Origin of the sequence: Nonomuraea sp. NPDC049028 (assembly GCF_043197735.1) — a bacterium.
Classification (GTDB): domain Bacteria; phylum Actinomycetota; class Actinomycetes; order Streptosporangiales; family Streptosporangiaceae; genus Nonomuraea.
The window spans coordinates 206,788-229,357 of sequence record NZ_JBICTR010000002.1; the positions used below are offsets into that span (position 1 = coordinate 206,788).

25 protein-coding genes are annotated in these 22,570 nt (G+C 69.4%); 8 read left to right on the forward strand and 17 right to left on the reverse strand.

The window, feature by feature from the left end; translation table 11 throughout:
- Positions 1-105: 105 nt before the first annotated feature.
- On the reverse strand, positions 106-2,385 hold the full coding sequence (locus ACGFJ2_RS07290; RefSeq protein WP_393465691.1) for an ATP-binding protein: 2,280 nt from the start codon (positions 2,383-2,385) through the stop codon (positions 106-108).
- 231 nt (positions 2,386-2,616) lie between these two features.
- Here ACGFJ2_RS07290 and ACGFJ2_RS07295 point away from each other — a divergent pair, with 231 nt between their 5' ends.
- A complete protein-coding gene (locus tag ACGFJ2_RS07295; RefSeq protein ID WP_357941693.1) occupies positions 2,617-3,075 on the forward strand; it encodes a carboxymuconolactone decarboxylase family protein in 459 nt (152 codons plus the stop codon).
- A 48-nt stretch (positions 3,076-3,123) separates the two neighbouring features.
- Here ACGFJ2_RS07295 and ACGFJ2_RS07300 read toward each other — a convergent pair whose 3' ends face one another.
- The 3 genes from ACGFJ2_RS07300 to ACGFJ2_RS07310 form a co-directional block, all read right to left on the reverse strand.
- Entirely contained in the window at positions 3,124-3,393 is a 270-nt protein-coding gene (locus ACGFJ2_RS07300; protein WP_393465694.1) for a hypothetical protein, read from the reverse strand.
- A 156-nt stretch (positions 3,394-3,549) separates the two neighbouring features.
- The gene (locus ACGFJ2_RS07305) at positions 3,550-3,762 is read right to left on the reverse strand and encodes a hypothetical protein (RefSeq protein ID WP_393465697.1); all 213 of its coding nucleotides are present in this window, start codon (positions 3,760-3,762) and stop codon (positions 3,550-3,552) included.
- Positions 3,763-3,863: 101 nt separating this feature from the next.
- The gene (locus tag ACGFJ2_RS07310) at positions 3,864-4,490 is read right to left on the reverse strand and encodes a TetR/AcrR family transcriptional regulator (RefSeq protein WP_393465700.1); all 627 of its coding nucleotides are present in this window, start codon (positions 4,488-4,490) and stop codon (positions 3,864-3,866) included.
- 92 nt (positions 4,491-4,582) lie between these two features.
- Here ACGFJ2_RS07310 and ACGFJ2_RS07315 point away from each other — a divergent pair, with 92 nt between their 5' ends.
- Complete coding sequence (locus ACGFJ2_RS07315; RefSeq protein ID WP_358177056.1) at positions 4,583-5,254, forward strand: hypothetical protein; 672 nt, start codon at positions 4,583-4,585, stop codon at positions 5,252-5,254.
- Between the two features lie 97 nt (positions 5,255-5,351).
- Here the strand turns inward: ACGFJ2_RS07315 and ACGFJ2_RS07320 are convergent, their stop codons facing one another.
- Complete coding sequence (locus tag ACGFJ2_RS07320; RefSeq protein ID WP_393465703.1) at positions 5,352-6,125, reverse strand: SDR family NAD(P)-dependent oxidoreductase; 774 nt, start codon at positions 6,123-6,125, stop codon at positions 5,352-5,354.
- Positions 6,126-6,258: 133 nt separating this feature from the next.
- On the opposite strand from ACGFJ2_RS07320, the gene ACGFJ2_RS07325 reads away from it, so the two are divergent.
- Entirely contained in the window at positions 6,259-6,819 is a 561-nt protein-coding gene (locus ACGFJ2_RS07325) for a TetR/AcrR family transcriptional regulator (RefSeq protein ID WP_393465706.1), read from the forward strand.
- 7 nt (positions 6,820-6,826) lie between these two features.
- On the opposite strand, the gene ACGFJ2_RS07330 is transcribed toward ACGFJ2_RS07325, so the two are convergent.
- Together ACGFJ2_RS07330 and ACGFJ2_RS07335 are read right to left on the reverse strand one after the other, a co-directional pair.
- Entirely contained in the window at positions 6,827-7,474 is a 648-nt protein-coding gene (locus ACGFJ2_RS07330) for a response regulator (protein WP_393465709.1), read from the reverse strand.
- On the reverse strand, positions 7,459-8,709 hold the full coding sequence (locus tag ACGFJ2_RS07335; protein ID WP_393465711.1) for a sensor histidine kinase: 1,251 nt from the start codon (positions 8,707-8,709) through the stop codon (positions 7,459-7,461). Before ACGFJ2_RS07335 ends, ACGFJ2_RS07330 begins: the two co-directional genes overlap by 16 nt.
- Positions 8,710-8,917: 208 nt before the next feature.
- On the opposite strand from ACGFJ2_RS07335, the gene ACGFJ2_RS07340 reads away from it, so the two are divergent.
- Together ACGFJ2_RS07340 and ACGFJ2_RS07345 are read left to right on the forward strand one after the other, a co-directional pair.
- Entirely contained in the window at positions 8,918-9,331 is a 414-nt protein-coding gene (locus ACGFJ2_RS07340; RefSeq protein WP_393465714.1) for a hypothetical protein, read from the forward strand.
- A 73-nt stretch (positions 9,332-9,404) separates the two neighbouring features.
- Positions 9,405-9,755 (forward strand): hypothetical protein, encoded by a 351-nt coding sequence (locus tag ACGFJ2_RS07345; protein WP_357941712.1) that lies wholly within the window; start codon positions 9,405-9,407, stop codon positions 9,753-9,755.
- Positions 9,756-9,765: 10 nt separating this feature from the next.
- Here ACGFJ2_RS07345 and ACGFJ2_RS07350 read toward each other — a convergent pair whose 3' ends face one another.
- Positions 9,766-10,680, reverse strand: coding sequence for an NAD-dependent epimerase/dehydratase family protein (locus tag ACGFJ2_RS07350; protein WP_393465716.1), 915 nt, complete (start codon positions 10,678-10,680; stop codon positions 9,766-9,768).
- A 67-nt stretch (positions 10,681-10,747) separates the two neighbouring features.
- Between ACGFJ2_RS07350 and ACGFJ2_RS07355 the strand changes: the two genes are divergently transcribed.
- Positions 10,748-11,347: a TetR/AcrR family transcriptional regulator gene (locus ACGFJ2_RS07355; protein ID WP_393465718.1), complete on the forward strand. Its 600-nt coding sequence runs from the start codon at positions 10,748-10,750 to the stop codon at positions 11,345-11,347.
- Between the two features lie 56 nt (positions 11,348-11,403).
- Here the strand turns inward: ACGFJ2_RS07355 and ACGFJ2_RS07360 are convergent, their stop codons facing one another.
- A complete protein-coding gene (locus ACGFJ2_RS07360; protein WP_357941719.1) occupies positions 11,404-12,693 on the reverse strand; it encodes a dicarboxylate/amino acid:cation symporter in 1,290 nt (429 codons plus the stop codon).
- 94 nt (positions 12,694-12,787) lie between these two features.
- Positions 12,788-12,871: a putative leader peptide gene (locus ACGFJ2_RS07365; RefSeq protein ID WP_357943094.1), complete on the reverse strand. Its 84-nt coding sequence runs from the start codon at positions 12,869-12,871 to the stop codon at positions 12,788-12,790.
- A gap of 231 nt (positions 12,872-13,102) precedes the next feature.
- On the opposite strand from ACGFJ2_RS07365, the gene ACGFJ2_RS07370 reads away from it, so the two are divergent.
- Positions 13,103-14,056 carry a zinc-binding dehydrogenase gene (locus ACGFJ2_RS07370; protein WP_393465720.1) on the forward strand — a complete coding sequence of 318 codons (954 nt, stop codon included), beginning with the start codon at positions 13,103-13,105 and terminating at the stop codon, positions 14,054-14,056.
- Positions 14,057-14,189: 133 nt separating this feature from the next.
- Here the strand turns inward: ACGFJ2_RS07370 and ACGFJ2_RS07375 are convergent, their stop codons facing one another.
- The 4 genes from ACGFJ2_RS07375 to ACGFJ2_RS07390 form a co-directional block, all read right to left on the reverse strand.
- The gene (locus ACGFJ2_RS07375) at positions 14,190-15,287 is read right to left on the reverse strand and encodes an ABC transporter permease (protein ID WP_357941723.1); all 1,098 of its coding nucleotides are present in this window, start codon (positions 15,285-15,287) and stop codon (positions 14,190-14,192) included.
- A complete protein-coding gene (locus ACGFJ2_RS07380; protein WP_393465722.1) occupies positions 15,280-16,872 on the reverse strand; it encodes a sugar ABC transporter ATP-binding protein in 1,593 nt (530 codons plus the stop codon). Before ACGFJ2_RS07380 ends, ACGFJ2_RS07375 begins: the two co-directional genes overlap by 8 nt.
- Entirely contained in the window at positions 16,869-17,906 is a 1,038-nt protein-coding gene (locus ACGFJ2_RS07385; RefSeq protein ID WP_225289951.1) for an ABC transporter substrate-binding protein, read from the reverse strand. The genes ACGFJ2_RS07380 and ACGFJ2_RS07385 overlap by 4 nt, the downstream gene beginning before the upstream one ends.
- A 188-nt stretch (positions 17,907-18,094) precedes the next feature.
- Positions 18,095-19,297: a hypothetical protein gene (locus ACGFJ2_RS07390; protein WP_393465725.1), complete on the reverse strand. Its 1,203-nt coding sequence runs from the start codon at positions 19,295-19,297 to the stop codon at positions 18,095-18,097.
- A 128-nt stretch (positions 19,298-19,425) separates the two neighbouring features.
- Here ACGFJ2_RS07390 and ACGFJ2_RS07395 point away from each other — a divergent pair, with 128 nt between their 5' ends.
- Positions 19,426-19,554 (forward strand): hypothetical protein, encoded by a 129-nt coding sequence (locus ACGFJ2_RS07395; RefSeq protein ID WP_393465727.1) that lies wholly within the window; start codon positions 19,426-19,428, stop codon positions 19,552-19,554.
- Positions 19,555-19,638: 84 nt separating this feature from the next.
- Here ACGFJ2_RS07395 and ACGFJ2_RS07400 read toward each other — a convergent pair whose 3' ends face one another.
- From ACGFJ2_RS07400 to ACGFJ2_RS07410, 3 genes are all read right to left on the reverse strand, one after another.
- A complete protein-coding gene (locus ACGFJ2_RS07400) occupies positions 19,639-20,775 on the reverse strand; it encodes an FAD-dependent oxidoreductase (protein ID WP_393465729.1) in 1,137 nt (378 codons plus the stop codon).
- Between the two features lie 126 nt (positions 20,776-20,901).
- Positions 20,902-21,822 carry a M23 family metallopeptidase gene (locus ACGFJ2_RS07405; RefSeq protein WP_357941743.1) on the reverse strand — a complete coding sequence of 307 codons (921 nt, stop codon included), beginning with the start codon at positions 21,820-21,822 and terminating at the stop codon, positions 20,902-20,904.
- Between the two features lie 148 nt (positions 21,823-21,970).
- Positions 21,971-22,498, reverse strand: coding sequence for a hypothetical protein (locus ACGFJ2_RS07410; protein ID WP_393465731.1), 528 nt, complete (start codon positions 22,496-22,498; stop codon positions 21,971-21,973).
- Between the last annotated feature and the right edge of the window lie 72 nt (positions 22,499-22,570).

Below are 22,570 nucleotides of genomic sequence, written 5' to 3' on the forward strand. Positions count from 1 at the left end.
GTCTGGGTGGCAGTTCGTCGGTGCGTTCCGACAGGAGTTATCTGACCACCGACGCGTCAAGGCCCGCACCGTCCGTGGGACACCGTGGGACATCGGGAACGCGGCCTAGCTGCGGAAACGAGGCTCCGTTCCATGCTCGCGGGCTGGGACGGCACCCACGGTGGCTTGGTACGCCGCACGCGCGAGCTTCTCGTTGTGCGGCCGCCCGAGCTTGCGCGCCAGCTCGATCGTGCGCTCGTGCAACGCCAGCGCCTCGTCTTGGCGGCCCGCCACGCGGCACGTCTCGGCGTACGCGGGCAGGAAGTCGATCTCCAGCTGGGCCTCGGCCAGCGGTTCCAGCAGCTCGAAGGCCTGTCGATGGTGCTCGAGCGCCTCGTCGAGCGAACCCATGACGCGCAGCGCGACACCGAGATAGTTGTGGCACCACGCCTTGTTGTGCTGAGCCTCGGCGAGCTCCAACGCCTCATGCAGCGCTCGCAGCGACTCCGCCGGGTCGTCCGGCGCCAGGGCGACACCGAGCGTGACCAGCCCGGTCATCCGGGCGGGGCCATCGGCCAGAGCCAGTGACGCGCGGGCGAGTTCGGCGGCTTCGCCGTGCCGTCCGAGGTGGAGGGTCACCCATCCGTCGAAGGCCAGCGCCTGGGAGCGTCCGGAGCGATGCCCGGTCTTCTCGAACAACAGGCGCGCCAGCCGGAACTTCGCCTGTGCCGCCTCGAAGTCGCCGAGATCCCGGCGGACGAAGCCGGTACGCAGCGCCAGCGCGCCGGCCAGCTCGTCATCGGCCACACCGGACTGTTCGGCCAGTTCGTACGCGGCGAGCGCCTCGGTGAGACGTCCGGCGGCGGCGCGGGCGAACCCGAGATCCAGGAGCAGTGAGGCACGCTGCTGGTCGCGCCCGAGACGTTCGGCGGCGGCCGCGGCCGCCTCGAGCAGATGTATCTGGTCGTCGGTTCCGCGATGCCGGAAGAACCAGACGCGCATCGCCGGCGGCAGCTCAGCCACCACCTCGTCCGCGCCGAGCCGAACAGCGGCGTCGAAACAGGCGATCAGGTTGGCGTACTCGGTGTCGAACCAGACCATGGCCTTCGCCGGATCGCCCGGGACGGCCTCCTTGCGGTGGGGCAGGGGCAGTGTCCGATCGTAGGCGGTCGCCCGCGCCAGATAGTGGCTCAGAACACGGTGTACGGCGGCATCCGCCTGCGGCTCCTCATCGGCGGCGAGGTCCGCCGCGTACCGCCGGATCAGGTCGTGCAGCCGATACCGTCCGGGCGAGGGCTCCTGGACCAGATGCGCGTCCACCAGCTCTTCCAGCACCGCGTTGACGCGGTCCGGCGTCATGTCGGCGAGCGCGCCCGCCACCGCCGCGTCGAAGTCGGCGCCGGGCAGCACGCCCAGCAACCGGAACACCCGGCGCTGTCCCGCGTCGAGCTGCTGCAGCGACATGCCGAACACCGAGTCGAAGCGACTGGCGCTGTCCCGCAGCCGCTCGGCCAGCACCGCCACCGTCCAACCCGGCCGGTGCCGTAGCCGCGCGCCCGCCATCCGCAGCGCCAACGGCAGGCCGCCGCACTGCCGCAGCACCTGGGCGACCGCCTCCTCGTCGGTCAGCTCCACCCCGGCCGCCCGGCCGAACAGCGACGCCGCGTCCGCCGGGGGGAGCGCCTCCAGGGAGACCGGCGGCACCCCGTCCAGACTCACCAGCCGGTTGCGGCTGGTGACCAGTACCGCGGACTTGCCCGCGCCAGGAAGGAGCGGACGTACGTGCTCCGCGTCGACCGCGTTGTCGAGCAGGACGAGCGCCCGACGCCGGGACAGCTCCGACCGCCAGAGCGCCGCGCGTTCGACCGTGTCGGCCGGGGGATGCGCGACACCCAGGGCGCCCAGCAGCCGGCCGAGCGCGGCGGACGGCTCCAACGGTTCCTGGCCCGGAGTGAAGCCGCGCAGGTCGAGATAGAGCCCACCGTCAGGAAAGGACGGCGCGAGCCGGTGCGCCACGTGCACGGAGAGGCTGGTCTTCCCGACACCCGCCATGCCGTCGATCGCGACCGCGCCCGTGGTACGCAGCAGCTCCTCGACCAGCGCCGCCTCCCTCTCGCGTCCGGTGAAGTCGGCGAGGTCGGCCGGAAGGTCGTTCCGGCGCGGGCTGGGCGCCGCGCCGGCCTTGGACGCCTCGACCCACATCGTGCGCAGCGGACGGGGATCGCGGGCGACGACCCGGCACAGTGCCACGACGGCTTCCCACGGCGGCACCAGCCGGCCGGTCATGTACCGGGACAGGGAGGAGCTGCTGAGGCCCGCCTGGCGGGCGAGGGCGCGCACGCTGAGCCCGCTCAACTCCTTGATCTGGGTGAGCTGGGCGGTCAGGTGTTCGGGTGCGCTCGACACCCGCACACGGTACCCGTCCCAGCACGCGACCACGGAACAGAGGGTCGTTTCCGCAGCTGGGCCGCATTCCGGGTGTCCCACGCTGTCCCACGGACGGGGCGGTTCCGGACCCGCCGGTGGTCAGATGACTCCCGTCGGAACACGACGGACACCCGTCACCACATGGGCCGACACCCGTCAGAACACTCGCTCAGAACACTCGCTCAGAACATGACCACGAAGGAGAAAGCGATGCCCACCGAACGCATGCCGAACCCGGCGACCCTGATCCCCGAGGCGATGCAGGCGCTGATGGCCGTCAACAAGGCCATCGTGGGCGCCGGAGTGGACGGGAAGCTGCTGGCGCTGTGCCACCTGCGAGCCAGCCAGATCAACGGCTGCAGCCCCTGCGTGGCCGGTGGCGCCCAGCAGCTCCGCCACCACGGCGCCACCGACGAACAGGCCCACGCCGTCGTCGCCTGGCGTGAGACGCCCTGGTTCAGCGAGGAGGAACGCGCCGCGCTGGCCCTGACCGAGGCCATCACCCGGCTCGCCGACCGGCCCGATCCGGTGCCCAACGAGGTGTGGGACATGGCAGCCAAGCACTTCGACCAGAAAGAACTCGCCGCACTCGTACTCAACATCGCCATCACCAACGCCTTCAACCGCCTCAACGCGCCGACCCGCCAGCAGGCGGGCGGCAAGTGGTAAGCGCGTCGCGTGAGGGGGGAGCCCTTGGGCGGGCTCCCACCGGTCATTTCAGGAGCTAGGGAGGCGGACGACCGCGGCTCCGTGCTGATATTCGCCGAAGCTCCAGCCGGCGATGAGGGTGGCGCCCAGGTCTTCGACGGCGCCGCTGCCGGGGGGCCATTCCGTGGTGGCGAGGTACTGGGCGCCCGCGGAGACGGCGTCCGCGTCGCCCACACAGTGGAAGCGGAGGTGGTCGCGGAGGGCCTGGTTCTGGATGGGGAGAAGGGCCTTTTCCCATTGGGGTTCGGCCTCTTCCACGTAGCCGTCGTCGCCGCCCATGGGGATGCGGTGGGCAGGGCCTCGGTGGGTGAAGGAGGGTGCCGTCGGTGGCCAGGCGCAGGGTCGCGGTGATCGAGTAGTGGAAGTCGCCGAGGTCCTCGGCGGTCAGGTCGATGCCGTGGCGAGTCAGGATGCGAGACAGGTCCGCGCCACGGATCAGCAGGTCGACGCCGTCCAGGGCGGCGGCGGCGCGGACGTCGTCCGCGAAAGCGCCGGAGAACGGACCGTCGAGCAGTCAGCGGGCGGCGCCATCTCGTTGAGGACGTCGCCACCGTAGTAGACCGCGTACGTCGCCGCCGGGTCGTAGTCGGCGAGCCTCCTGCCCAGCAGGAGCCCGAACGCCTCGCTCAGTTCCTCGTCCCAGCCCATGTCTGCCTCATTGCCGAAGGGGTGAATCGCGTAATTATCCTCGATCTCTACCCCTTGGCGGAGATCGAACAGAACTTCGTCGGCGTCGAGCCTTCGCCGGGTCACTTCTCGATGAGGGTCTCGAAGGCCGTGCACAGAAGGCGGACGCTCCGCAGGAACTTCTCGTCCTGGCTCATCCCGGGAGCCTCCTGGAAGACGCGTGGGAAGCGTTCGAGCATGGCGGCGTAGGCGTCCGGGGTGAGGTCCCGTACCGGAGGAGTGCCCTGCTCCTGCAGGACGAACCCCGTGACGTGGCTGAGGAGGGTGTCGGCGGCGACGATGCGGGGCCCGGCGGGTACGCCCGCCCCCTCCAGGGTGGACAGGAGGCGTTCCATGAGGGACAGGGCGCCGGGGCTGAGCATCTTGGGGCTGTCGGCCAGCAGGATCGCGCCGCTGGGGTGGCGCAGGATGACGTGGCGCAGCGCGCCGGCCTGGGCCTGGATCTCGTCCTGCCAGGTGGCGCCGGGCGGGAGCGCGGTCAGGGCGGCGGTGCCCGCGTCGTAGGCCTGCCCGCAGACGCGGTCGGCCACCAACGCCAGCAGGTCCTTCTTGTTGCGCACGTGGTAGTACAGGCTGCCCGCGTGCGCGCCGAGCCGTTCGGCCACCTGGCGCATGGACAGGCCGTGGTAGCCGACCTCGGCGAACGCGTCGATCGCGGCCTCGACGATCCGCTCCTTCGTGAGCTTCATGGGCCTACCGTATCCCGTTTTCAAACGGTGTTTGAATCGTGTGCTAGCGTGAGCCGTACGGTTTCAAACACTGTTAGAAAAGGTGGGTCACCTTGGACGGGCTGCTGTTCTTCGCGACCACGGCCGCGTTGATGGTGATGATGATCAACTGTGGGCTCGGCGCGCTCGGGGGCGGGCCGGTGCGTGACATGGTGCGCGGGCGTCCCGTCCCGTGGGTCGCCGTGGTGCTGACGACGCTGGCCGTGGCGGGAGTCGTGCTGCAGTCGTCCTGGCCGGGAGCCATGGCCGCGCTGGATCACGACCCCGCCAAGAGCGGCTGGTGGCGGGTGTTCACGTCGGTCTTCCTGCAGAACGGCGGCGTCGGCGGCGCCGTCTGGAACATCGCCACCCTCGCCATCGTGGCGGCGCTCGCCCAGTGGCTCTGGGGCACGTGGACGAGCGCCATCCTCTTCCTGGCCGGCGTCCTCCTCCCGGAACGCATCGACGCCCTGCTCGGCATGGGCGGTCCCAGCACCGATCCCCGTAACTTCGCCGGCAGCTCGGGCGCCACCTACTTCCTCGGCGTCTCCCTGGCCCTGGCCCTGCTGACCCGCACCAGGGCCGTGAAGCAGCGGGTCCTGGCGGCCGGCGTCCCGGCGCTCGGGCTGCTCATGTGGTTCCTGCAGGACAACGGCCACGGCCTGGTCGCCGTGTACGGCTTCGCGCTCGCGGTCCTCATCTGGGCGGGCCGCCGTCTGATGCGACGTCCCGCTCAGGTGGGTTAGGACTTGGGCTCCACCGCTTGGCCGCAACTCCACGGGCGGTGGTTCGGGCGCGCCCTTCAGCTCCGCAGGGGGTGGGTCGGGCGCGAAATACGGCGGTTCAGGCGCGCATGTTGGCGCCGCCATCCACGGCCCACACCTGGCCGTTGATCCACTCGGCGTCGTCCGACAGCAGGAAGGCCACGGTCGCGGCCAGGTCGCTCGGGCGGCCCAGGCGGGTCGTGGGGACCATCTCCAGGAACATCTTCTGCAGCTGGACGTCGTTCTGTTCCTTCTGCGTCTCGCCCATGACGAGGCCGGGCATCACCCCGTTGCAGCGCACGCCCGCGGAGCCCCAGTTCCCGGCGATGTGACGCGTGAGCGCGTTGATGGCCGACTTCGAGGCCGCGTAGGCGGGGCGCTTGCGGTCGCCGCCGCTCACGGCGGTGCCCGAGGACGTGTTGACGATGCTGCCACCGCCGTTCGCGAGCAGGTGGGGCAGAACGGCGCGGACGGTCCGTACGTAGCCGACCACGTTGACGTCCATGGTGCGCTCCCATACGTCGAGATCGGTGTCGAGCAGCGACTTGTCACGCCCGAGATTGCCCGGCGAGAGATCAGCGCCGACATTGAACAGGCCGTGCACCGCGCCGAACGCTTCCATCGTCCTGGCCACCATCGCGTTGATGGACGGCTCGTCGGCAAGGTCGAAGTGCACCGCGATCGCCGAGCCGCCCGCCTCGGTGATCTTGGCGGCGGTGGACTCCGCCCCGGGCAGGTTGATGTCGCCGACGACGACGTTGGCGCCCTCCTCGGCGAGCCTGACCGCGGTACCAGCGCCGATGCCGGTCGCCCCGCCGGCCACGATGAACGTCTTCTCCAGCAAACCGCGCATTGTGTTGTGCTCCGATCCATCCGACGCCCTGGCGTCCGTGTACGTGATGTAAGTCGCCGTGATCCCACAGGTGCGGGACCGCACATCAGCTAACCGTACACCTGTGTACGTTTATGCCCGCTAGGGTTGGATCGTGCGTGAAGACGGCCCACCGACGATGCGGCGTGACGCTGCCCGCAACCGAGACCGATTGCTGTCGGCGGCCCGGCAGGTGTTCGCCGAGCACGGTCATGACGTGGCGCTGGAAGAGGTCGCGCGGGTAGCCGGGGTCAGTCGCACCACCATCTACCGAAATTTCGCGACTCGTGAAGAGCTCGTGGCCACGGTCTTCGAGGACAACGCCGCCCAGATCGAGCGTTATGCAGCAGAGCTGCGTGAGGTGCCCGACGGTGTGGTGAAGCTGCTCGACTTCGTGCTGGACATGCAGGTGGAGAATCGCGGCCTCGCGCAGGTTCTCGCCGGAGTGGACACGCAGTGGTTCACCGACCTCTACAGTCGCATCGCCGCCTCTTTCGAGCCGCTGCTTGAGCGAGGTCGTACGGCCGGGATCGTCCACCCGGTCATCGACATCGAGGACCTGATGCTGGCCATCTCGATGGGCGAGAGCGTCGTGGCCAGCGATGACCTGGTCCGCCGCGAGGGGCGCATCAGGCGGGTGCGGGGCATGCTGCACCGCGCCCTCTTCACCAGGTGAGGCCGAATCAGGGCTCGTTGAGGTAAGTGAGGACGGCGAGGACGCGGCGGTTGCTGCCGTCGTCATCGGCGATGCCGAGCTTGCCGAACATGGAGGTCGTGTACTTGCTGATGGCGCTCTCACTGAGGAAGAGCCGCTGGCCGATCGCCTGGTTGGACAGCCCTTCGGCCATGAGGCCGAGCACGGAGTGTTCGCGTTCGGTGAGTCCGCCGAGCCGCCGGGTCGAAGACCCGCTGGACAGCAGCTTGGAGATGACGGCCGGGTCCATCGCGGTCCCGCCACCGGCGACTCGGTGCAGAGCGTCGATGAACTGGTCGGCGTCGAACACGCTGTCTTTGAGGAGATAGCCGATGCCACCGGCGCCGTCGGCCAGGAGCTCGCGAGCGTACAGCTGTTCGACGTGCTGAGAGAGGATCAGGATCGGCAGTCCGGGCAGTTCGCGACGGGCGGCGAGCGCCGCCCGCAGGCCCTCGTCCGACTGCGTCGGCGGCATGCGGACGTCGACGATGGACACATCAGGCCGCCACTTCAGCAGCGCGTCGAGCGTCTCGGGCCCGGTGGTCGCCGTCGCCACGACCTGGTGTCCGTACGCCTCGATGAGGCGGACCATCCCATCGCGCAGGAGGTAGAGGTCTTCGGCTACAACGATTCGCATGGCACCACCATCCTCACACAGGTCGGACCGCCCACCGGGCTGGTGATCCGCAGAGTGCCGTCGAAGGCCGCGAGGCGGCGGCGGAGCCCCGCGAGTCCACCGTCGGCTGACATGCCGGCCCCGCCTCGGCCGTTGTCTTCGACGTCAACGACGATGCCGGTGTCATCCCTGGCGATCGAGATGCGCGCCCGGGTCGCATGGGCGTGTTTGACGGCGTTGGTCAGCAGTTCGGCGACTCCGAAGTACACGGCGGACTCGATCGGCGGGTCCAGGCGTAGCTGAAGGTCGGTGCTGACCGTCGCTTCGAGCGGGCTGTCCAGGGCGAGAGCGCGTACGGCATCGACCAGTCCGCGCTCGTTCAGTATCGGCGGGTTGATTCCCTTGACCAGCTCGCGGAGCTCGGTCAGTGACGTGGCGGCGCCGACCCGTGCTTCCCGCATCAGCGCCTTGGCCTGGTCGGGGTTGGTTTCCATCAGCTTCTCCGCGGTCGCCAAGGAGAGCCCGAGCGCGACCAGGCGGGCCTGCGCTCCGTCGTGCAGGTCCCGCTCGATCCGGCGGATCTCGGCGGCCTGGGCGATCGTGATGTCCGCGCGCTGGGCCGTCAGCTCGTCCACCCGGTCCGCCAGGGCCGTCGCGGGGGAGGCGCGCAGGAAGCGGACGGCCACCGGCTCGACGGACCGCCAGGCGTACGGGGCGCCGCCGATCGCCACGGCCAGGCCGAGCACCCCGACCAGGCGCGCGGAGAGCGCCGGCTGGGACAACCCGAGGACCGCCGCCACGACTCCGGCCGGTGGGATCGCGCAGATCACTCCCGCGGTGATCGGTACGATCGCCGCGAACCGCAGGTCACGCCAGACGGTGGGATCGCGCCACCGGGTTCGCCACCGCAGATCCATGCGGGCGTCCCGGCTGGTGCGCTCGTAGGAGTAGCCGTTCCACCAGTGCCCGGTCGCCATCTGTGTCACCGGCCCGGCCTGCCGATATCCGGCGGGAATAACGGTGCCCGTCCACTTCGCGACGAGGGAGCGGACCATTCGGCACACCGGGCGGGACAGGGCGAGCGTGCCGATGCACGCCCATATGAACGGCGCTATCCCCGACCACGGGTTTCCGCCCCACCACCAGAACCACAGCGCCACGGCAGCGGCCCACACGGCCGGCACCAGCATGGCGACGACCACCACGACGCACGCTCGCACGAACCCCACGCAGGCGCTCGTCACCCACTGTCGCATGACTCTTCCTTCGCACTTCATGACCCTGCGCCGATCCGGCCAGTACGGCTTGGTGTCTCCACTGTGCACCGCACCCGCCCCTGGTCCCCACCAGGTCGGCTGTGGAGTGGGTCTAGCCCTACCTACCTGTACGTCCAGGCCGATACCGCGCCACTCATGCGCTCCCTAACGTCGACACCGCTCCAGTCGACACGAGAGAAGAAGAGACATGGAAACCACCAACCATCCAGGCATCCAGCGGGCCTTCGGCAAGGCGAAGATCCTCGTCGCGGTCTACGGAGCCCTCAGCGCCGCAGTCCTCATCACGGTCGCCATCCTCGCGATCACCGGGCACACGGTGACCTCGTTCATGTGGGGGCGATCAGCCGGAGTGCTCGCGAGCGCGGCGGTGACCTACTGGCTGACCGTCCTCGCCGCACGAGGAGCACGAGGAGCACGAGGGGCCTTTCTCCGCGTACGCATCATCTCGATCGTCATGCCGGTCGCGATCATCGGCGTCGACCTGATCCCCGGTGTCACCACGGCTTGGTTCGCCATGCTGCAGGCCACCTGCGCCCTTGCCATCGCCGCGGTCGCCTTCATCGTCAACGGGTCCCGACTGCGCGCCGCCTTCCCCAGATGATCGACTGGCCGGCCATTGCCGATGTCCGGTCAATGCCCTGGATCGGCGGCCAACCGCGATTGACACTGGCTCCATGAAATCGACAGTGAAGGCGTTTCTCGCCGCGTCGGCATTGGCCTGCGTGGCAGTGGCAGGCACCGCGGGTGCGGCGAACGCGGCCACCGGGCGGCTGACCTTGATCAGCGGCACAGGTGCCGCCACCATCGCGTACTCCGCTTGCCAGAGTCCGCGGCAGTATCCGGTGCGGCAGTACGAGATCGACGCATTCGTCAACGAGCCGCTGCCCGGCTGTCAGGCCGTGCTGGTCAACCTATCGGGCACCCCGAAAGTGCTGTGCGTCGGCCGCGGGAGCGTGCCTGCCGAATTTCGCCGGTCGGCAAGCGTCATCATCCAGCCTGGCATCGCACCGGCCTGCACGTATTGAGTAGCGATCATCAGCCGGCGTTGCGGCGATACCAGTCGAGGGTCGCGGCGATGCCCTCGGCGTGCGGGGTGACCTCGACCGGTCCGAACGCTTTACGGAAGGCCGAGTCGTCGGCGACGAACGGGCGGTCGCGCTGATACCAGGTTTCGCCGAGTTCGCGCACGGTGGGGTTGAACAGGCCGATGAGGCGCTGCATACCCCGGCCCAGTCCGGCGGTCTTCAGCTCGCCTCCCACCGCGGCACGCACGAGGTCGAGGAACTGGCGGCCGGTGATCGCCTCGGCGGCGGGCAGGTGCCAGGAGCGGCCGTCGGCGTCGGCGCGCTCGCCGAGGGTGACCAGCCCGGCGGCGATGTCCGGCAGGTACGCGACGGTGTGCGGCTGGTCGAGGTCGCCGACCCAGCGGGCGGTCTTGCCGGCCAGGGCGGCGGCGAAGATGGTCGGGCCGTAGGTGGTGTTGACGCCTCCGGGGCCGTAGTAGTCGGAGGCGCGCCCCATGGTCGCGTGGACCCGCCCGGACCGGTGGGCGTCGAGGATCAACTCGTCGACCTCGGCGCGGGCCCGGCCCTTGCGGGTGGTGGCGGCGTGCGGGAGGTCTTCGGTCATGTGGCCGTCGACGGGTCCGTAGACGTACAAGTTGTCGGCCATGACCAGCTTCGCCCCGGCAGCCTCCACCCCGGTCAGGATCGTACGGATGAGGCCGGGGAACTCCTCGGCCCAGCGCTCGTACTTCGGCTGCGCGCACTGGTAGACGACCGCGGCGCCCTGGCAGGCGGCGATGGCGCCCTCAGAGGTGGTGACGTCGTGCCGGTCCACGGCCGCGCCCCGGCTGACGGCGCGGACTCGGTGGCCGCGGGCGGTGAGTTCGGCGACGACGGCCGAGCCGACCCCGCCGGTGGCGCCAAGGACAACGTGCAGGTCAGACATAGTAAAGTCCCCCGGAAGCTGATTTCAAACCGTTGTTATGTAACAACGTTATGCTAATCTTGCTCCCATGGCAAGACCGAGAAACCGTGACTACGGCGAGCTTCGGCACGAACTCGTCGATGCCGGCGGTCGGCTCCTGGCCGCAGAGGGCCCGGCCGCGCTGACCACCCGCCGGGTCGCACAGGAGACGGGCGTGTCCACCACGGCCGTCTACCAGCTCTTCGGTGACAAGGCCGGACTCGTCCGCGAGATGTTCCTGGCCGGCTTCGAGCGCCTCGCCGAGGCCTTCGCCGCCGTCCCCCGCACCAGCGATCCGGTCGCCGACCTGCTCGCGCTCGGCCACGCCTACCGGGCCAACGCCGTGGCCAACCCGCACCTGTACGAGCTCATGTTCGGCCGGCCGATCCCCGCCTTCCAGCCCGACGCCGCCACGGCCGCGCTGATCCAGCCGACCTTCGACACTCTCGTCGCCGCCGTGGCCCGCTGCGTACAGGAAGGCGAATTCGCGCCCGGTGAGCCTTATGCCCTCGCCGTGCGGATCAACGCGCTCGCGCACGGGCTGTGCAGCCTCGACCTGCGCGGCGCCCTTGGTGGCGCCGACGAGGCACGCCGCCACTGGGACGACGCCTTTGACACCATGATGCGAGGGTTGCGCGCCACCGAATAGCAAGACCGGGCGGCCCCTGTGCGGGGCCGCCCGGTCTTTTCAGGAGGGGGAGGGCGTCAGGCGATCGCCGGTTCGCCCGAGGGGCGCGGCGCGCTCACCGGAGCCTCGTCGAGCGACTGCGGGGGAGCGTTGAGCACCGCCTCGTCGAGACGGCTCTCGCCGCGGGCGACGAGGACCGGCACCACCATCTGTCCCGCGACGTTGGTCGCGGTGCGGATCATGTCGAGGATCGGGTCGATGGCCAGCAGCAGGCCGACGCCCTCAAGCGGCAGGCCCAGGGTGCTCAGCGTCAGCGTGAGCATGACGATCGCGCCGGTCAGACCGGCCGTCGCGGCCGAGCCGACCACGGAGACGAACGCGATCAACAGGTACTCGCCGATCCCCAGCGGGACGTTGAACACCTGCGCCACGAAGATCGCCGCCAGCGCCGGGTAGATCGAGGCGCAGCCGTCCATCTTGGTGGTCGCGCCGAACGGCACGGCGAAGGAGGCGTAGTCGCGGTCCACGCCCAGGCGCTCGATGGTGACCTTCTGAGTCAGCGGCAGCGTGCCGACCGAGGAGCGGGAGACGAAGGCCAGCTCGATCGCGGGCCACGCGTTGCGGAAGAACGTGATGGGGTTGACCTTGCCGACCACCGCGAGCAGCGTCGGGTAGACGGCCAGCAGGACGATGAAGCAGCCGACGTAGACGCCGAGACTGAACTTGGCCAGCGGCGCGATCAGGTCCCAGCCGTACGTGGCGACCGACTTGCCGATCAGGCCGGCGGTCCCGATGGGGGCCAGGCGGATGACCCACCACAGCGCCTTCTGGACCAGCTCGAGGATGGAACGGCTGAAGGTGAGGAACGGCTCGGCCTTCTCACCGATCGCGATGGCCGCCGCGCCGAGGACGATCCCCAGGAAGACGATCTGGAGGACGTTGAGCTCGGTGAACGCCGTCACGATGTTCGTCGGGATGATGCCGGTGAGGAAGTCGACCCAGGTACCGACGTTCTCGGGCGCCTTCGCGCCCGCCGTGTTCAGGGTGATGCCCTGGCCCGGGTTGAGGATCAGGCCGAGGCCGATGCCGATGACGACGGCGATCAGCGCGGTGGCCAGGAACCAGAACAGCGTCTTGCCGGCCAGCCGGGCCGCGCCGTTGACGTTGCGGAGGTTGGCGACGCTGACCACCACAGCGGTGAACACCAGCGGCGGCACTGCCAGCTTCAGCAGCTGAACGAAGAGTTTTCCGACTTCGGTGAGCGTGGTGGCCAGCCAGGCGAGGTCCCAGATACGGGCGGCGAAGCCGAGGGCGATGCCCACGACCAGGCCCAGCAGCAACTGCAGGGAAAAAGAGAATCTCTTCACGATGAGGAAGGCTCCGAAAGACGGCATGCCTAAGAAGGCATGCGAAAGGGGGGCGGGTGAGGGGTCGGGGGATCCAGCGCTCGTCAGAGCGCGGTCAGCGACAGAGGGAGCCGGTCAGACGACAGAGATCGATGTGCAGCCGCTCAACAAGCCACACAGACAGGACGATGAACCTCACAGGATCACTTAACCGTAGTTAACGGGACACTATTCCGACTCTACGAGCGATCTATCTCACAAATCAAGACTTTCCCGACCAGATGTCAGGGGATGGACGGCCGGGTGCTCACCGGCGCGCGTAGTGACTATTGGCTCTGATCAGTCAGGGGTGAATGGCCGCGTTTGACCTCTACCGCAGTTGAGGTTCCAGACTGGGGCTCGTAGTCGTCAAGCGAGGAAGTGAGCAGTTGTGCGAGTTGTACGAGTGGCGGAGTTCGGCGGCCCGGAGGTCCTTCAGATCGCGACCGTGCCGGACCAGGTCCCCGGGCCGGGCCAGGTCGTCGTCGACGTCGAGGCCGCCGGAGTCCTGTCGATCGACACGGTGATCCGCAGCGGGCTGGCCGGTGAGATCTTCCCGGTGGAGTTGCCCTATGTGCCGGGCGTCGGCGCGGCGGGGCAGGTCAGCGCGGTCGGCGAGGGCGTCGATCGGGAGTGGATCGGCCGGCGGGTCCTCGCCGACGTCGAGAACGGCGCGTACGCCGAGCAGGTCGTCACAGCGCTGGAGAACCTCATCCCGATCCCCGATGGCTTGGGGACGCGGGAGGCGTTGGCGTTGCTCCACGACGGCTCCGTGGCGATGCAACTCTTCGACCGGGTCGACCTGCGGCCCGGCGCGACCGTGTTGGTCCAACCCGCCGCCGGCGGCCTGGGCAGCGGGCTGGTGCAGCTCGCCCACGCCGCCGGCGCCCGGGTCATCGGCGCCGCCCGTGGCTCCCGCAAGCTCAAGGCCGTCAAGGAGCTCGGCGCCGACGTGGTGGTCGACTACACCACGCCCGGTTGGCTCGACCAGGTCGGCAGGGTGGACGTGGTCTTCGACGGCGTCGGCGGGGAGCTCGGCCGGGCCGTCTTCGACCTGGTGGAGCCGGGCGGCACGTACTCCAACTACGGATTCTCCGGTGGCGGCGGGTTCACCGAGATCGACCGCGACGAGGCGGCGCGCCGCGGGGTGACCGCGATCGGCATGGAGCAGCTCGTCGAGGGCCAGCAGCATCGAAGGACGTGGGTGGGACGGGTGCTGAAGGAGGCGGTAGCCGGCCGGATCCGTCCGCTCATCGGCCAGACGTTCCCGCTGGAACACGCCGCCGAAGCGCACACCGCCCTCGAGAACCGCGACACCCTGGGCAAGACCCTCCTGCTGACCTGACAGGCTTCTCGGTTGTGGTGAGCTTTGGTCAGGGCAGGAGGACCCAGAGGTCGTAACCCTCTGGTGGGTAATAGCAGGCCCAGTCCTTCATGGCGGAGGTCCGAAGATCCTCAAGGCGGCCCTCTGGGCGGTGTCAGCCGCCGGCGGCCGATCGCCTGGTGTTCAGCTGGTCGAACCCCACCGCGACGAGGATGAGCACGCCGATGGCGATCTGGAGGTAGAAGGCGTTGATCGCCAGGAGGTTGCCGCCGTTGTTGAGTACGCCCATGATCAGTGCGCCGGTGGCGGCGCCGATCGCGCTGCCCTTCGCGCCGAAGAGGCTGGCGCCGCCGATGACGCAGGCGGCGATCGCGTTGAGCTCGAAGCCGGTTCCTGCGGTGGGGATGCCCGCTCCCAGACGGGAGGCGAGCAGCACCCCGCCGAGGCCGGCGAGCAGGCCCGAGATCATGTAGACGGAGATCGTCACCAGGCGGACGGGGACGCCCGCGAGGCGGGCCGACTCGGGGTTGGAGCCGACGGCGTAGATGTAGCGGCCGAAGACCGTCCGCGCGAGGACGAACCACATCACGGCGGTGACCACGGCCGCGATGATGAGCAGGTTGGGGATCCCCAGGATCGTGCCGTTGGCGATGGTCTGGAACGCGTCCGGCACACCCTGAATGGTCTGGGCGTCCGTGGTGACCAGGACCAGGCCGCGGGCGATGCCGAGCATGCCCAGCGTCGCGATGAACGGCGGTAGCAGGGCCTTGGTCACCAGCAGGCCGTTGACGATCCCGAGCACTGTGCCGATTCCCACGCCGAGCAGGATCGACGGCAGGATCGGCACACCGGCGACCAGGAACTGCGCGGTGGAGGCGCCGGACAGGCCGAGGATGGAGCCGACCGACAGGTCGATCCCGGCGGTCAGGATGACCAGGAGCTGCCCGATCGCGATGATCCCGAAGATGGCGACCTGACGGGCGAGGTTGGCCAGGTTGTTGCCGGTGAGGAACTCGTCGCTGGCGAGCGTGAGTGCACCGATCGCCACGAGCAGGACGACGAGCCCTCCGCTCTCTCGTCCGGCGATGTCGCCCAGCGTGACGACCCGCCGCTTCGGCTCGGCCGTCGGCTCGGGCGCCTGCCTGGGCTGCGGCACCGTCTCCAGCGCCGCCGTGTCGTCGGCCGCGCCGCCGGGCGGCCTGTTGGTGATCGTCGTGGTCTCGATCGGCTCGCGCCAGACCAGCTTAGGCATCTCGGCTCATCCCTCCTGGGTCATCTCCGCCGCTCTGGAGCTCGCTCTTCGGAAGCTCGCCGCTCTGGAGCGCGCCGTCCGGGAGGTCAGTGCCTCCGGCGCCGCTGGCCAGGCGGAGTACGTCCTCCTCAGTGGCGGTTCCGGGAAGCTCGCCCGCGATCGCGCCGTCCCGCAGCACGAGGATGCGATCGGCGAGCCCCAGCAACTCCGGCAGGTACGACGAGACCACGATGATCCCCAGCCCGTCGCCCGCCAGGTCACCGATGACGTTGTAGAGCTCGCCCTTGGCCCCCACGTCGATGCCCTTCGTGGGCTCGTCGAACATCAGTACCTTCGGCTTGGTGAGCAGCCACCGGGCGAGCAGCACCTTCTGCTGGTTGCCGCCGGACAGCGTCGAGACCGGCTGGTCGTACGAACCGGCGCGCAGCCGCAGGCTGTCGAGCAGCCGGTCCGCCTCCTCGGTCTGTTCGCGGCCGGGCAGGAGGCCCCGGCGAGAGCCGCTGCGCAGGCTCGCGATGGTGACGTTCTCCCGGATCGACAGCTCCGGCAGCAGCCCCAGCACCTTGCGGTCCTCGGTAAGAAGTCCTACCCCGGCGTTCATCATCGTGCGCGGCCCGGACGGTTTCACCGACTTGCCCCTGACCTCCACCTCACCGGCCACGATGGGAGCGGCGCCGAAGATGGACAGCAGCAACCCGCTCCGCCCCGCCCCCAGCAGCCCGCCGATGCCGAGGATCTCGCCCTCCCCGACGTGCAGGTCGATGCTCGGCGAGCGGTCGAACCGGCGCAGGCCCCGGACCCGCAGCGCGGGCGTTCCCGCGTGCCGGTGGGTCTCCGGATAGAGCGAGCTGATCTCCCGGCCGACCATCGCGGTGATCAGCCGGTCCTCGTCGTACCCGCTGATCGGCCCGGCCTCGGACAGGCCCCCGTCCCGCAGGACGGTCACCCAGTCGCCGATCTCGAACATCTCCTCCAGCCGGTGCGTCACGTACAGCATCGCTATGCCGCGCTCGCGCAGCCGCAGGATGTGCTGGAGGAGGCGCTCCGACTCCGCCTCGGTGAGCGCCGTGGTCGGCTCGTCGAAGACGATCACCTTGACGGAGTCCGCGGTCAGCACCTTGGCGATCTCCACGAGCTGGCGGGTGGCCGCCGGAAGGCGTTCCACGATCGCGTGCGGACTGAGCTCCGTCAGGCCGACCTCGTCGAGTGCCTTCCTGGCGCGGGTCTCCAGCTGGTTCCTGGCGATGATCCCGGTCCGTGCCGGGAGGCGGCCCATGAACAGGTTCTCCGCGACCGACAGGTGGGGGAGCAGGCTGAGCTCCTGGTAGACGGCCTGCACGCCGGCCGCGCGTACCGATGCCGGGGTCGGCGCGGTGACCGGGTGGCCGTCGATCTCGTAGCTGCCGCTGTCGCGGCGCAGCGCACCCGTCAGCACCCGGATCAGGGTCGACTTCCCCGCGCCGTTCTCCCCGGCCAGGCAGTTCACCTGGCCGGGGACCAGGCGGAGCGAGACGTCGCTGAGCGCCTGGACGGGGCCGAACGCCTTGGAGACGCCGTGCAGCTCGACGACCGGCGCGGTCATCATTCCGCCTTCATCGTCGGCGGGTTGAGCAGCTGCTTCACATCCGGCGCCGTCATGTTGCCCTTGTCGGCCACGACCGCCCCGGGGTCGATGTCACGCGGCGGGATGCGCTTGACCGTGGCCATCCCGGCCGCCAGGACACCCTGGTATCCGAAGAAGTACGGGTTCTGCACCACCAGCGCGTCGATCGTGCCGGCGACGAGCGCGGCGTTCTCCTGCGGGTCGGAGTCGAACGCCACGACGGGGACGGTCGCGGCGGCGTGGTTGTCCTGGATCGCCCGAGCCGCGCCGACACCCGAGGTGTTGTTGTCGGCGAAGACCCCCGCCAGGTTCGGATTGGCGGTCAGCGCGTCGTTGACCTGCGACGCCGCGGTGTTGATGTCGTTGTTGTTGAAGCGCTGCAGCCCCACCTTGACCTGCGGGCAGTTGTTCGCGATGCCCTGCTTGAAGCCGGCGTCCCGAGCGACGAGTGACTGGATGCCGGCCACCGAGGACTCGATCATGACAGTGCCGCTCGTCTTGTTCTGCGCCTTGAGCAGCTCGCACATGCGCTTGCCCGCCTGGGTCCCGGCCTTGACGTTGTCGGTGCCGATGAACCCCTCTGAGGCGGTGGTCACGCGGCTGTCCACGGTGATGACCTTGAGACCCGCCTTGCGCGCCCGGTCGATCGCCGAGTTCAGGGCGCTGGAGGAGTTGGGCGCGATGACCAGCCCGTCGACGCCCCGGGAGATGGCGTTCTCGACCAGTTGTACCTGCTGGTCGATGTTCGTCTCGGAAGTCGGGCCGAACGTGCTCACGTTGAGCCCGAAATCCCCGCCCGACTGCTTCGCCCCGGCGATCATCGTCTGCCAGAACGAGGAGTCGCTCGCCTTGATGATCACATCGATCTTCTTGCCGCTCGCCAGCCCGCCCGCGCCGCCGCCCGCGGCGTGTCCGGCCGTACTTGTCGCCCGGCCTCCCACCACCCCGAGTACCAGCGCCACCAGCGCGATCGCCGCGACCAGCGAGAGCGAGAAAACGATTCGAGAACTAGCCATGACGACCCCCTGAAAGGTGTCTCAGGCGGCAGTCGCTCTCGGTCGTAGCGCCCCCGAGAACACCCTTCCAGCAAAGCCTGGGAATTCACTGGTTCGAAACTAGTAAAGAGAAAAGAACTCATTACTCGCATCCGCCAACCACCGCGCCGCTGAGCGCCACAGCGGCGGCGGTTGAGCGACTACAGCGGTTACAGCAGGATGCGGCGGTGCCCCGCGTACTGGCGAGGGCGCTGGACCCTGGCGAGCTCGCGGAGGGCGCGCGACGCGCCGCTCCGCCTGGCCAGGGCGAGCGCCTGACGGGCCGCCTCGGCCGAGCGCTCCTTGTCATGGGCGTCGGCGTACGCGTGGGCCATGCGGGCCAGGGCGTAGGCGACGGCGTACGTCGGCTGCGCCTTCGGCGGTCCCAGCTCCAGGATCTCGATCGCGCCACCGGCCTGACCGAGGTCGATGAGGCACCCGGCGCACAGCGCGTTGTGCGCCTCGGCCGAGCAGTCGAACCGGTAGGGCGGGTCCTCGTCCGGTTCCTCCAGCGACTGCGCCGACTCCTCCAGGCGGCGATGGCACATGTCCACGTCCCCGGCGAGGGCGTGGCCCTGCGCTTCGTGATGCCGGCACAAAGCGTCCATCCGTGGCGGCAGTTCGGCGCGTTCGCGGGCCGCGATGGCCAGGTCCACGAGCCGGCCGGGATCGCCGGTGGTGTCGGAAAGACCGCCCCGCTGGGCGAGCGTGTACGCCTCCAGCAGCGCGTCCGCCGTTCCACGGGCATCGCTGATGGCCTCGTCCGACCAGGTCAGCGCCCCATCGGGGTCGCCGGCCTCGTGGTGCATGCGGCTGATCAGCTCGGCGTTCTCCGCGGCGAGCGCCAGGAAGGCGCGCCTGACCGGCGTACTGGCGTCGCGGTGGAACTCCTCGATCCCGGCGAAGACCGGCCGCAGCGTGTTGATCAGGTCGGCGGGGCGGAGGTCGGTCCGGGAGTAGGCGTCGAGGAGGGTCCTGAAGTAACGGACCGTCCCGTCATCGGCGCGCTGGGGCGCCTCGATCGCCCGGCCGGTACGCTCCTCTTCTTCGGCGCTGAACATCCCCGACTGCAACGGGATGTTCGTGACGTAGTGCCACCGGGTGGTGCCGGCCGCGTCCCCGACGAACAGGTCCGCCTCGTCCACGCCGAACGCCCGGCAGAGCAACTCCGCGTGCGACTCGTCGAGCCGCCGCTCTCCGGTCTCCCACAGCCGGATCATGGAGCTGAGCGCCTCCGGTTCGGGGAGCTGATCACGCGTCGTCTCGTCCGCCGCGTCGGCCAGCCGTCTCCCGAGCTCGTCGCGGCTCCACAGCCGTCCACGGCGCAGGACCCTCAGGCGGGCGGCCCAGATCGGAACATCGATGTCAGCCATTGGCGTTCCTTCAGCGTCCGAGTGATTTGTCTCTATTGTCCGTTTCCCTGGGCTGTCTCGTTAACCCTAAATCGGTAGATCGGCGGCTCCCGCTGCATCTCGGCGCGGGCAAGGTGCTCGCGGCGGCCATGCCCGAGGAAGAGCTCGAGGCCCTGATGTCAGCGGCACGCGACCTGAGCACCGCGGGCGGCAAGTCCGTGAGCGAGGCGCACCTGCGTGCCGAGCTGGCGCTGATCCTGAGCATCGTGCCCGAATGACAGTTCGCTTCGCTTCCCAGGCGGTCATGTCGTGGCATGGTCGCCTGGGAAGCAGCCGTATTTCAGGGCCGAACCCCTCTGGCGTCAGATCCGGTCGCTGAGGGTGCGCAGCAGTGCGCCGAACCCGCGAGTGGCGAGACGCGGCGGGGCGGCTCCGTTCATGCGCAGGAGGTATTCGCCTTGCAGCAGCGTCCTCGGGCCGGACACCGCGAGGCTGTGCGTGGCGATCGTGGAGGCCAGGGCCGCCTGCCGCCTCCGCCTGGCCGAGTACACCTCTACGACGGAGGCCGGGTCGGGCACGGCGCCCAGGCAGTCCACCAGCGTCGCCACGTCCTCTAACGCCTGGTTCGTGCCCTGCGCCATGACGGGCGGCATCCCGTGCGCCGCGTCCCCGAGCAGCACGCACCGCCCGCCACCCCAACGGCGCGGCACCCTGTGCCGGGTGTGCGGGAACACCTCGGCGTCGCCCTCACCCAGCGACGCCAGCACCCGCTCGACCGGCGAGCCCCACCCCCCGAACCGCCGGCGCAACATCTCCAGCGGCTTGTCCTCCGGCGGCGCGCCCGGCGACCACGGCACGTCGAAGAACCACTGCATGAGCCCGTCACCCGCCCCCATGTACCCGAAGTCACCCCGCCGGCCGACCATCATCGTCGTGGCCGACCCGGGATCGAACGGGGCCGGCGTCAGGCCCTGCCAGGTCGCCACACCGGTCTGGGCCGCCGGGCCGTCGCCCAGGACGAGGGTACGCACCCGCGAGCGCACCCCGTCGGCTCCGACCAGGACGTCACCGGCGTACTCCTGACCTGTCTGAGTCCGCACCTGTACGCCGCCGCCGTCGGCCCGCAGCTCCGCGACCCGTGCGCCGAACCGTACGGTCCCCTGCGGCAGGCCGCTCTCCAGGAAGGTGATCAGCGACCCGCGCGGGATCACCCGCGCCACCGACCCGAACCGTTCGGCCAGCGCCGCCAGGTCGAACTCCAGCACCCGGCGCCCGCGTGCGGTCCGCAGGCATAACGTCGTCAGCGGTTGTCCGGTCCCTTCCAGATCGACGCCCAGGTCCCCGAGGATGGCCGTGCCGTTGTGCCACAGCGTGATGGCCCCGCCCTGGACGCGCGGCTCCGGTGCCTGCTCCAGCACGACCACCTCGTGGCCCGCGCCGATCAATCCCCGTGCCGCCGCGAGCCCGCTGATCCCCGCTCCTGCCACAAGCACCCGCACCGGCGGCCTCCACTTCAACTCTACGAGAAGTAGTACTACCCCTTATAGAGCATCTGGCCACCGTCCACAAGGTCGCATGGAACAGGGCCTCCACCGCGCCGTGGAGGCCCTGTCAACGCTTGATGGTCAGCTGCAGTGTTCGAAGATGCTGTCGTAGGTGGAGGAGCCTGCCTTGCCGCCCCACCTCACGCACTTGTCCGCCGCCGCGGCGCGTACCGGCCCCGCGTAGTACGCGAAATTGCCTGAGTCGGTGACCCTGCTACTTCCCTGCACTTCCAGGTAGGCGCTCGTCGCCGTGGCGGTGCCGAGGGAGGTTCGCTTCAGGGTGGTGACGCAGTTGTTGCCGTTGCCGCTGTTGTAGAGCAGGTAGACCGTGCCGGAGGTGCCGAGCGCCGCCGAGTCGATCACGTCGTAGCCGGCGCCGCAGACCTCCTGCGGGGTGTACGGGTTGGTGGTGTTGCCGCAGTTCTTGGAGGTCACCGTCTGGTTGGGGTAGCCGAAGGTCGTGCCGTTGAAGACGGCCTTCTGGATGTTGGAGGGGTAGTCGGTGCCCAGCCGTACCTCGTAGTGGAGGTGGGGGGAGATGTTGTTACCTGGCTTGCTGGTGTTGCCGACCGTGCCGATCTTCTGTCCCTGGGAGACGGTGGCTCCCTCGCTGACCGAGCGAGTGTTCAGGTGCGCGTAGTAGGTCGCCCAGCCGCCGCCATGGTCGATCTTGACGAGGTTGCCGTAGCCGTTGGTCGAGCCCTGGTGGGCGGAGATGACCACCGTGCCCGCGGCCGCGGCCACCACGGGGTCGCCCAGGTCGGCGTCGGCCGTGCTGCCCCTGTTGAAGTCGATCTCCCACGACAGATGGGCGCTGCTCCCGTTGGAGTTGCCGGTCCACGCCTGCCCACAGGGGAAGGGCAGCTGGAAGTTCGTGGCCATGATGCTCGCGTCCGCTGTCACCTGGTTGGGCGGGTCGCCACCGCTCTCCTCGCCTGGGTCGGCGGCGGCGACACTCAGGAACAGGGCTAAGCCCGCGATCGCGATTGCTCGGAGTTTCAACTGGACCCCTTCCGCACCGTGTATGTCTTGCTAGGGCCCAGGGTGGGAAAAATCCGTACAGAAAACATACAGAAACTGCATGGTTCCGCTCCGTGTCCGTACGTGGCCCTCCGTACGCCCGGCAAGGACCGGCGATCCGGCCGGTGAGCTAAGCCGTCCGAGCCGCCACCGTCCGCCACCCGAAGGTGACGGAGCCGACCAGAAGCACCAGGCCGGACAGCACGCCACTGATGAGCGGCACCCAGGCCACGGCCGCCGTGGACGCCAGAACGAGACCGGCGACGCCCAGCAGGGTGAGCACCACACCGGGCACGGCAATGCTCCAGTCCTTCCATATGGGCGCCAACGCGATGAAGTGCACACCGACCACGAACGCCACCCAGGCCACATTGGTCTCAACAGGGCGTTCCCAGGCGGCCAGCACCCGGAGGCCACCGAAGAGCAGAATCGCCTCGGCGGCGACGATGATCAGGTAGCCGCGGCTGAACATGTTCCGCTGCGGGCCCGCGGCGGACCGCTCCTTGCGGGCGGTGACGAACCACAGGGCCAGGACACTCGCGGCCGCCAGGCACGCGGCCACCCGCAAGAGGTTCACGGTCACGGTGTTGAGCGGGCTCTGCGCGTTGACGACGACGAAGACCGCGCCGAAGACCGCGCCAACCAGCAATCCAGTCATTCGCTGCATGATCTTATCGAACTCCATATCGGGTGGGGGCCGCAGTGGGGCTGGGCCGAGGACGAGGTAGGT

What these genes read in the sequence shown, in the direction of transcription:
- ACGFJ2_RS07310 (WP_393465700.1), bottom strand. Translation starts at nt 4,490, where the DNA reads ATGAAGCTCACGAAGGAGCGGATCGTCGAGGCCGCGATCGACGCGTTC.
- ACGFJ2_RS07345 (WP_357941712.1), top strand. Translation starts at nt 9,405, where the DNA reads ATGAAATCGACAGTGAAGGCGTTTCTCGCCGCGTCGGCATTGGCCTGC.
- ACGFJ2_RS07320 (WP_393465703.1), bottom strand. Translation starts at nt 6,125, where the DNA reads ATGCGCGGTTTGCTGGAGAAGACGTTCATCGTGGCCGGCGGGGCGACC.
- ACGFJ2_RS07385 (WP_225289951.1), bottom strand. Translation starts at nt 17,906, where the DNA reads ATGGCTAGTTCTCGAATCGTTTTCTCGCTCTCGCTGGTCGCGGCGATC.
- ACGFJ2_RS07335 (WP_393465711.1), bottom strand. Translation starts at nt 8,709, where the DNA reads ATGCGACAGTGGGTGACGAGCGCCTGCGTGGGGTTCGTGCGAGCGTGC.
- ACGFJ2_RS07300 (WP_393465694.1), bottom strand. Translation starts at nt 3,393, where the DNA reads ATGGGCGGCGACGACGGCTACGTGGAAGAGGCCGAACCCCAATGGGAA.
- ACGFJ2_RS07340 (WP_393465714.1), top strand. Translation starts at nt 8,918, where the DNA reads ATGGAAACCACCAACCATCCAGGCATCCAGCGGGCCTTCGGCAAGGCG.
- ACGFJ2_RS07390 (WP_393465725.1), bottom strand. Translation starts at nt 19,297, where the DNA reads ATGGCTGACATCGATGTTCCGATCTGGGCCGCCCGCCTGAGGGTCCTG.
- ACGFJ2_RS07330 (WP_393465709.1), bottom strand. Translation starts at nt 7,474, where the DNA reads ATGCGAATCGTTGTAGCCGAAGACCTCTACCTCCTGCGCGATGGGATG.
- ACGFJ2_RS07350 (WP_393465716.1), bottom strand. Translation starts at nt 10,680, where the DNA reads ATGTCTGACCTGCACGTTGTCCTTGGCGCCACCGGCGGGGTCGGCTCG.
- ACGFJ2_RS07380 (WP_393465722.1), bottom strand. Translation starts at nt 16,872, where the DNA reads ATGATGACCGCGCCGGTCGTCGAGCTGCACGGCGTCTCCAAGGCGTTC.
- ACGFJ2_RS07375 (WP_357941723.1), bottom strand. Translation starts at nt 15,287, where the DNA reads ATGCCTAAGCTGGTCTGGCGCGAGCCGATCGAGACCACGACGATCACC.
- ACGFJ2_RS07410 (WP_393465731.1), bottom strand. Translation starts at nt 22,498, where the DNA reads ATGACTGGATTGCTGGTTGGCGCGGTCTTCGGCGCGGTCTTCGTCGTC.
- ACGFJ2_RS07355 (WP_393465718.1), top strand. Translation starts at nt 10,748, where the DNA reads ATGGCAAGACCGAGAAACCGTGACTACGGCGAGCTTCGGCACGAACTC.
- ACGFJ2_RS07395 (WP_393465727.1), top strand. Translation starts at nt 19,426, where the DNA reads ATGCCCGAGGAAGAGCTCGAGGCCCTGATGTCAGCGGCACGCGACCTG.
- ACGFJ2_RS07305 (WP_393465697.1), bottom strand. Translation starts at nt 3,762, where the DNA reads ATGGGCTGGGACGAGGAACTGAGCGAGGCGTTCGGGCTCCTGCTGGGC.
- ACGFJ2_RS07295 (WP_357941693.1), top strand. Translation starts at nt 2,617, where the DNA reads ATGCCCACCGAACGCATGCCGAACCCGGCGACCCTGATCCCCGAGGCG.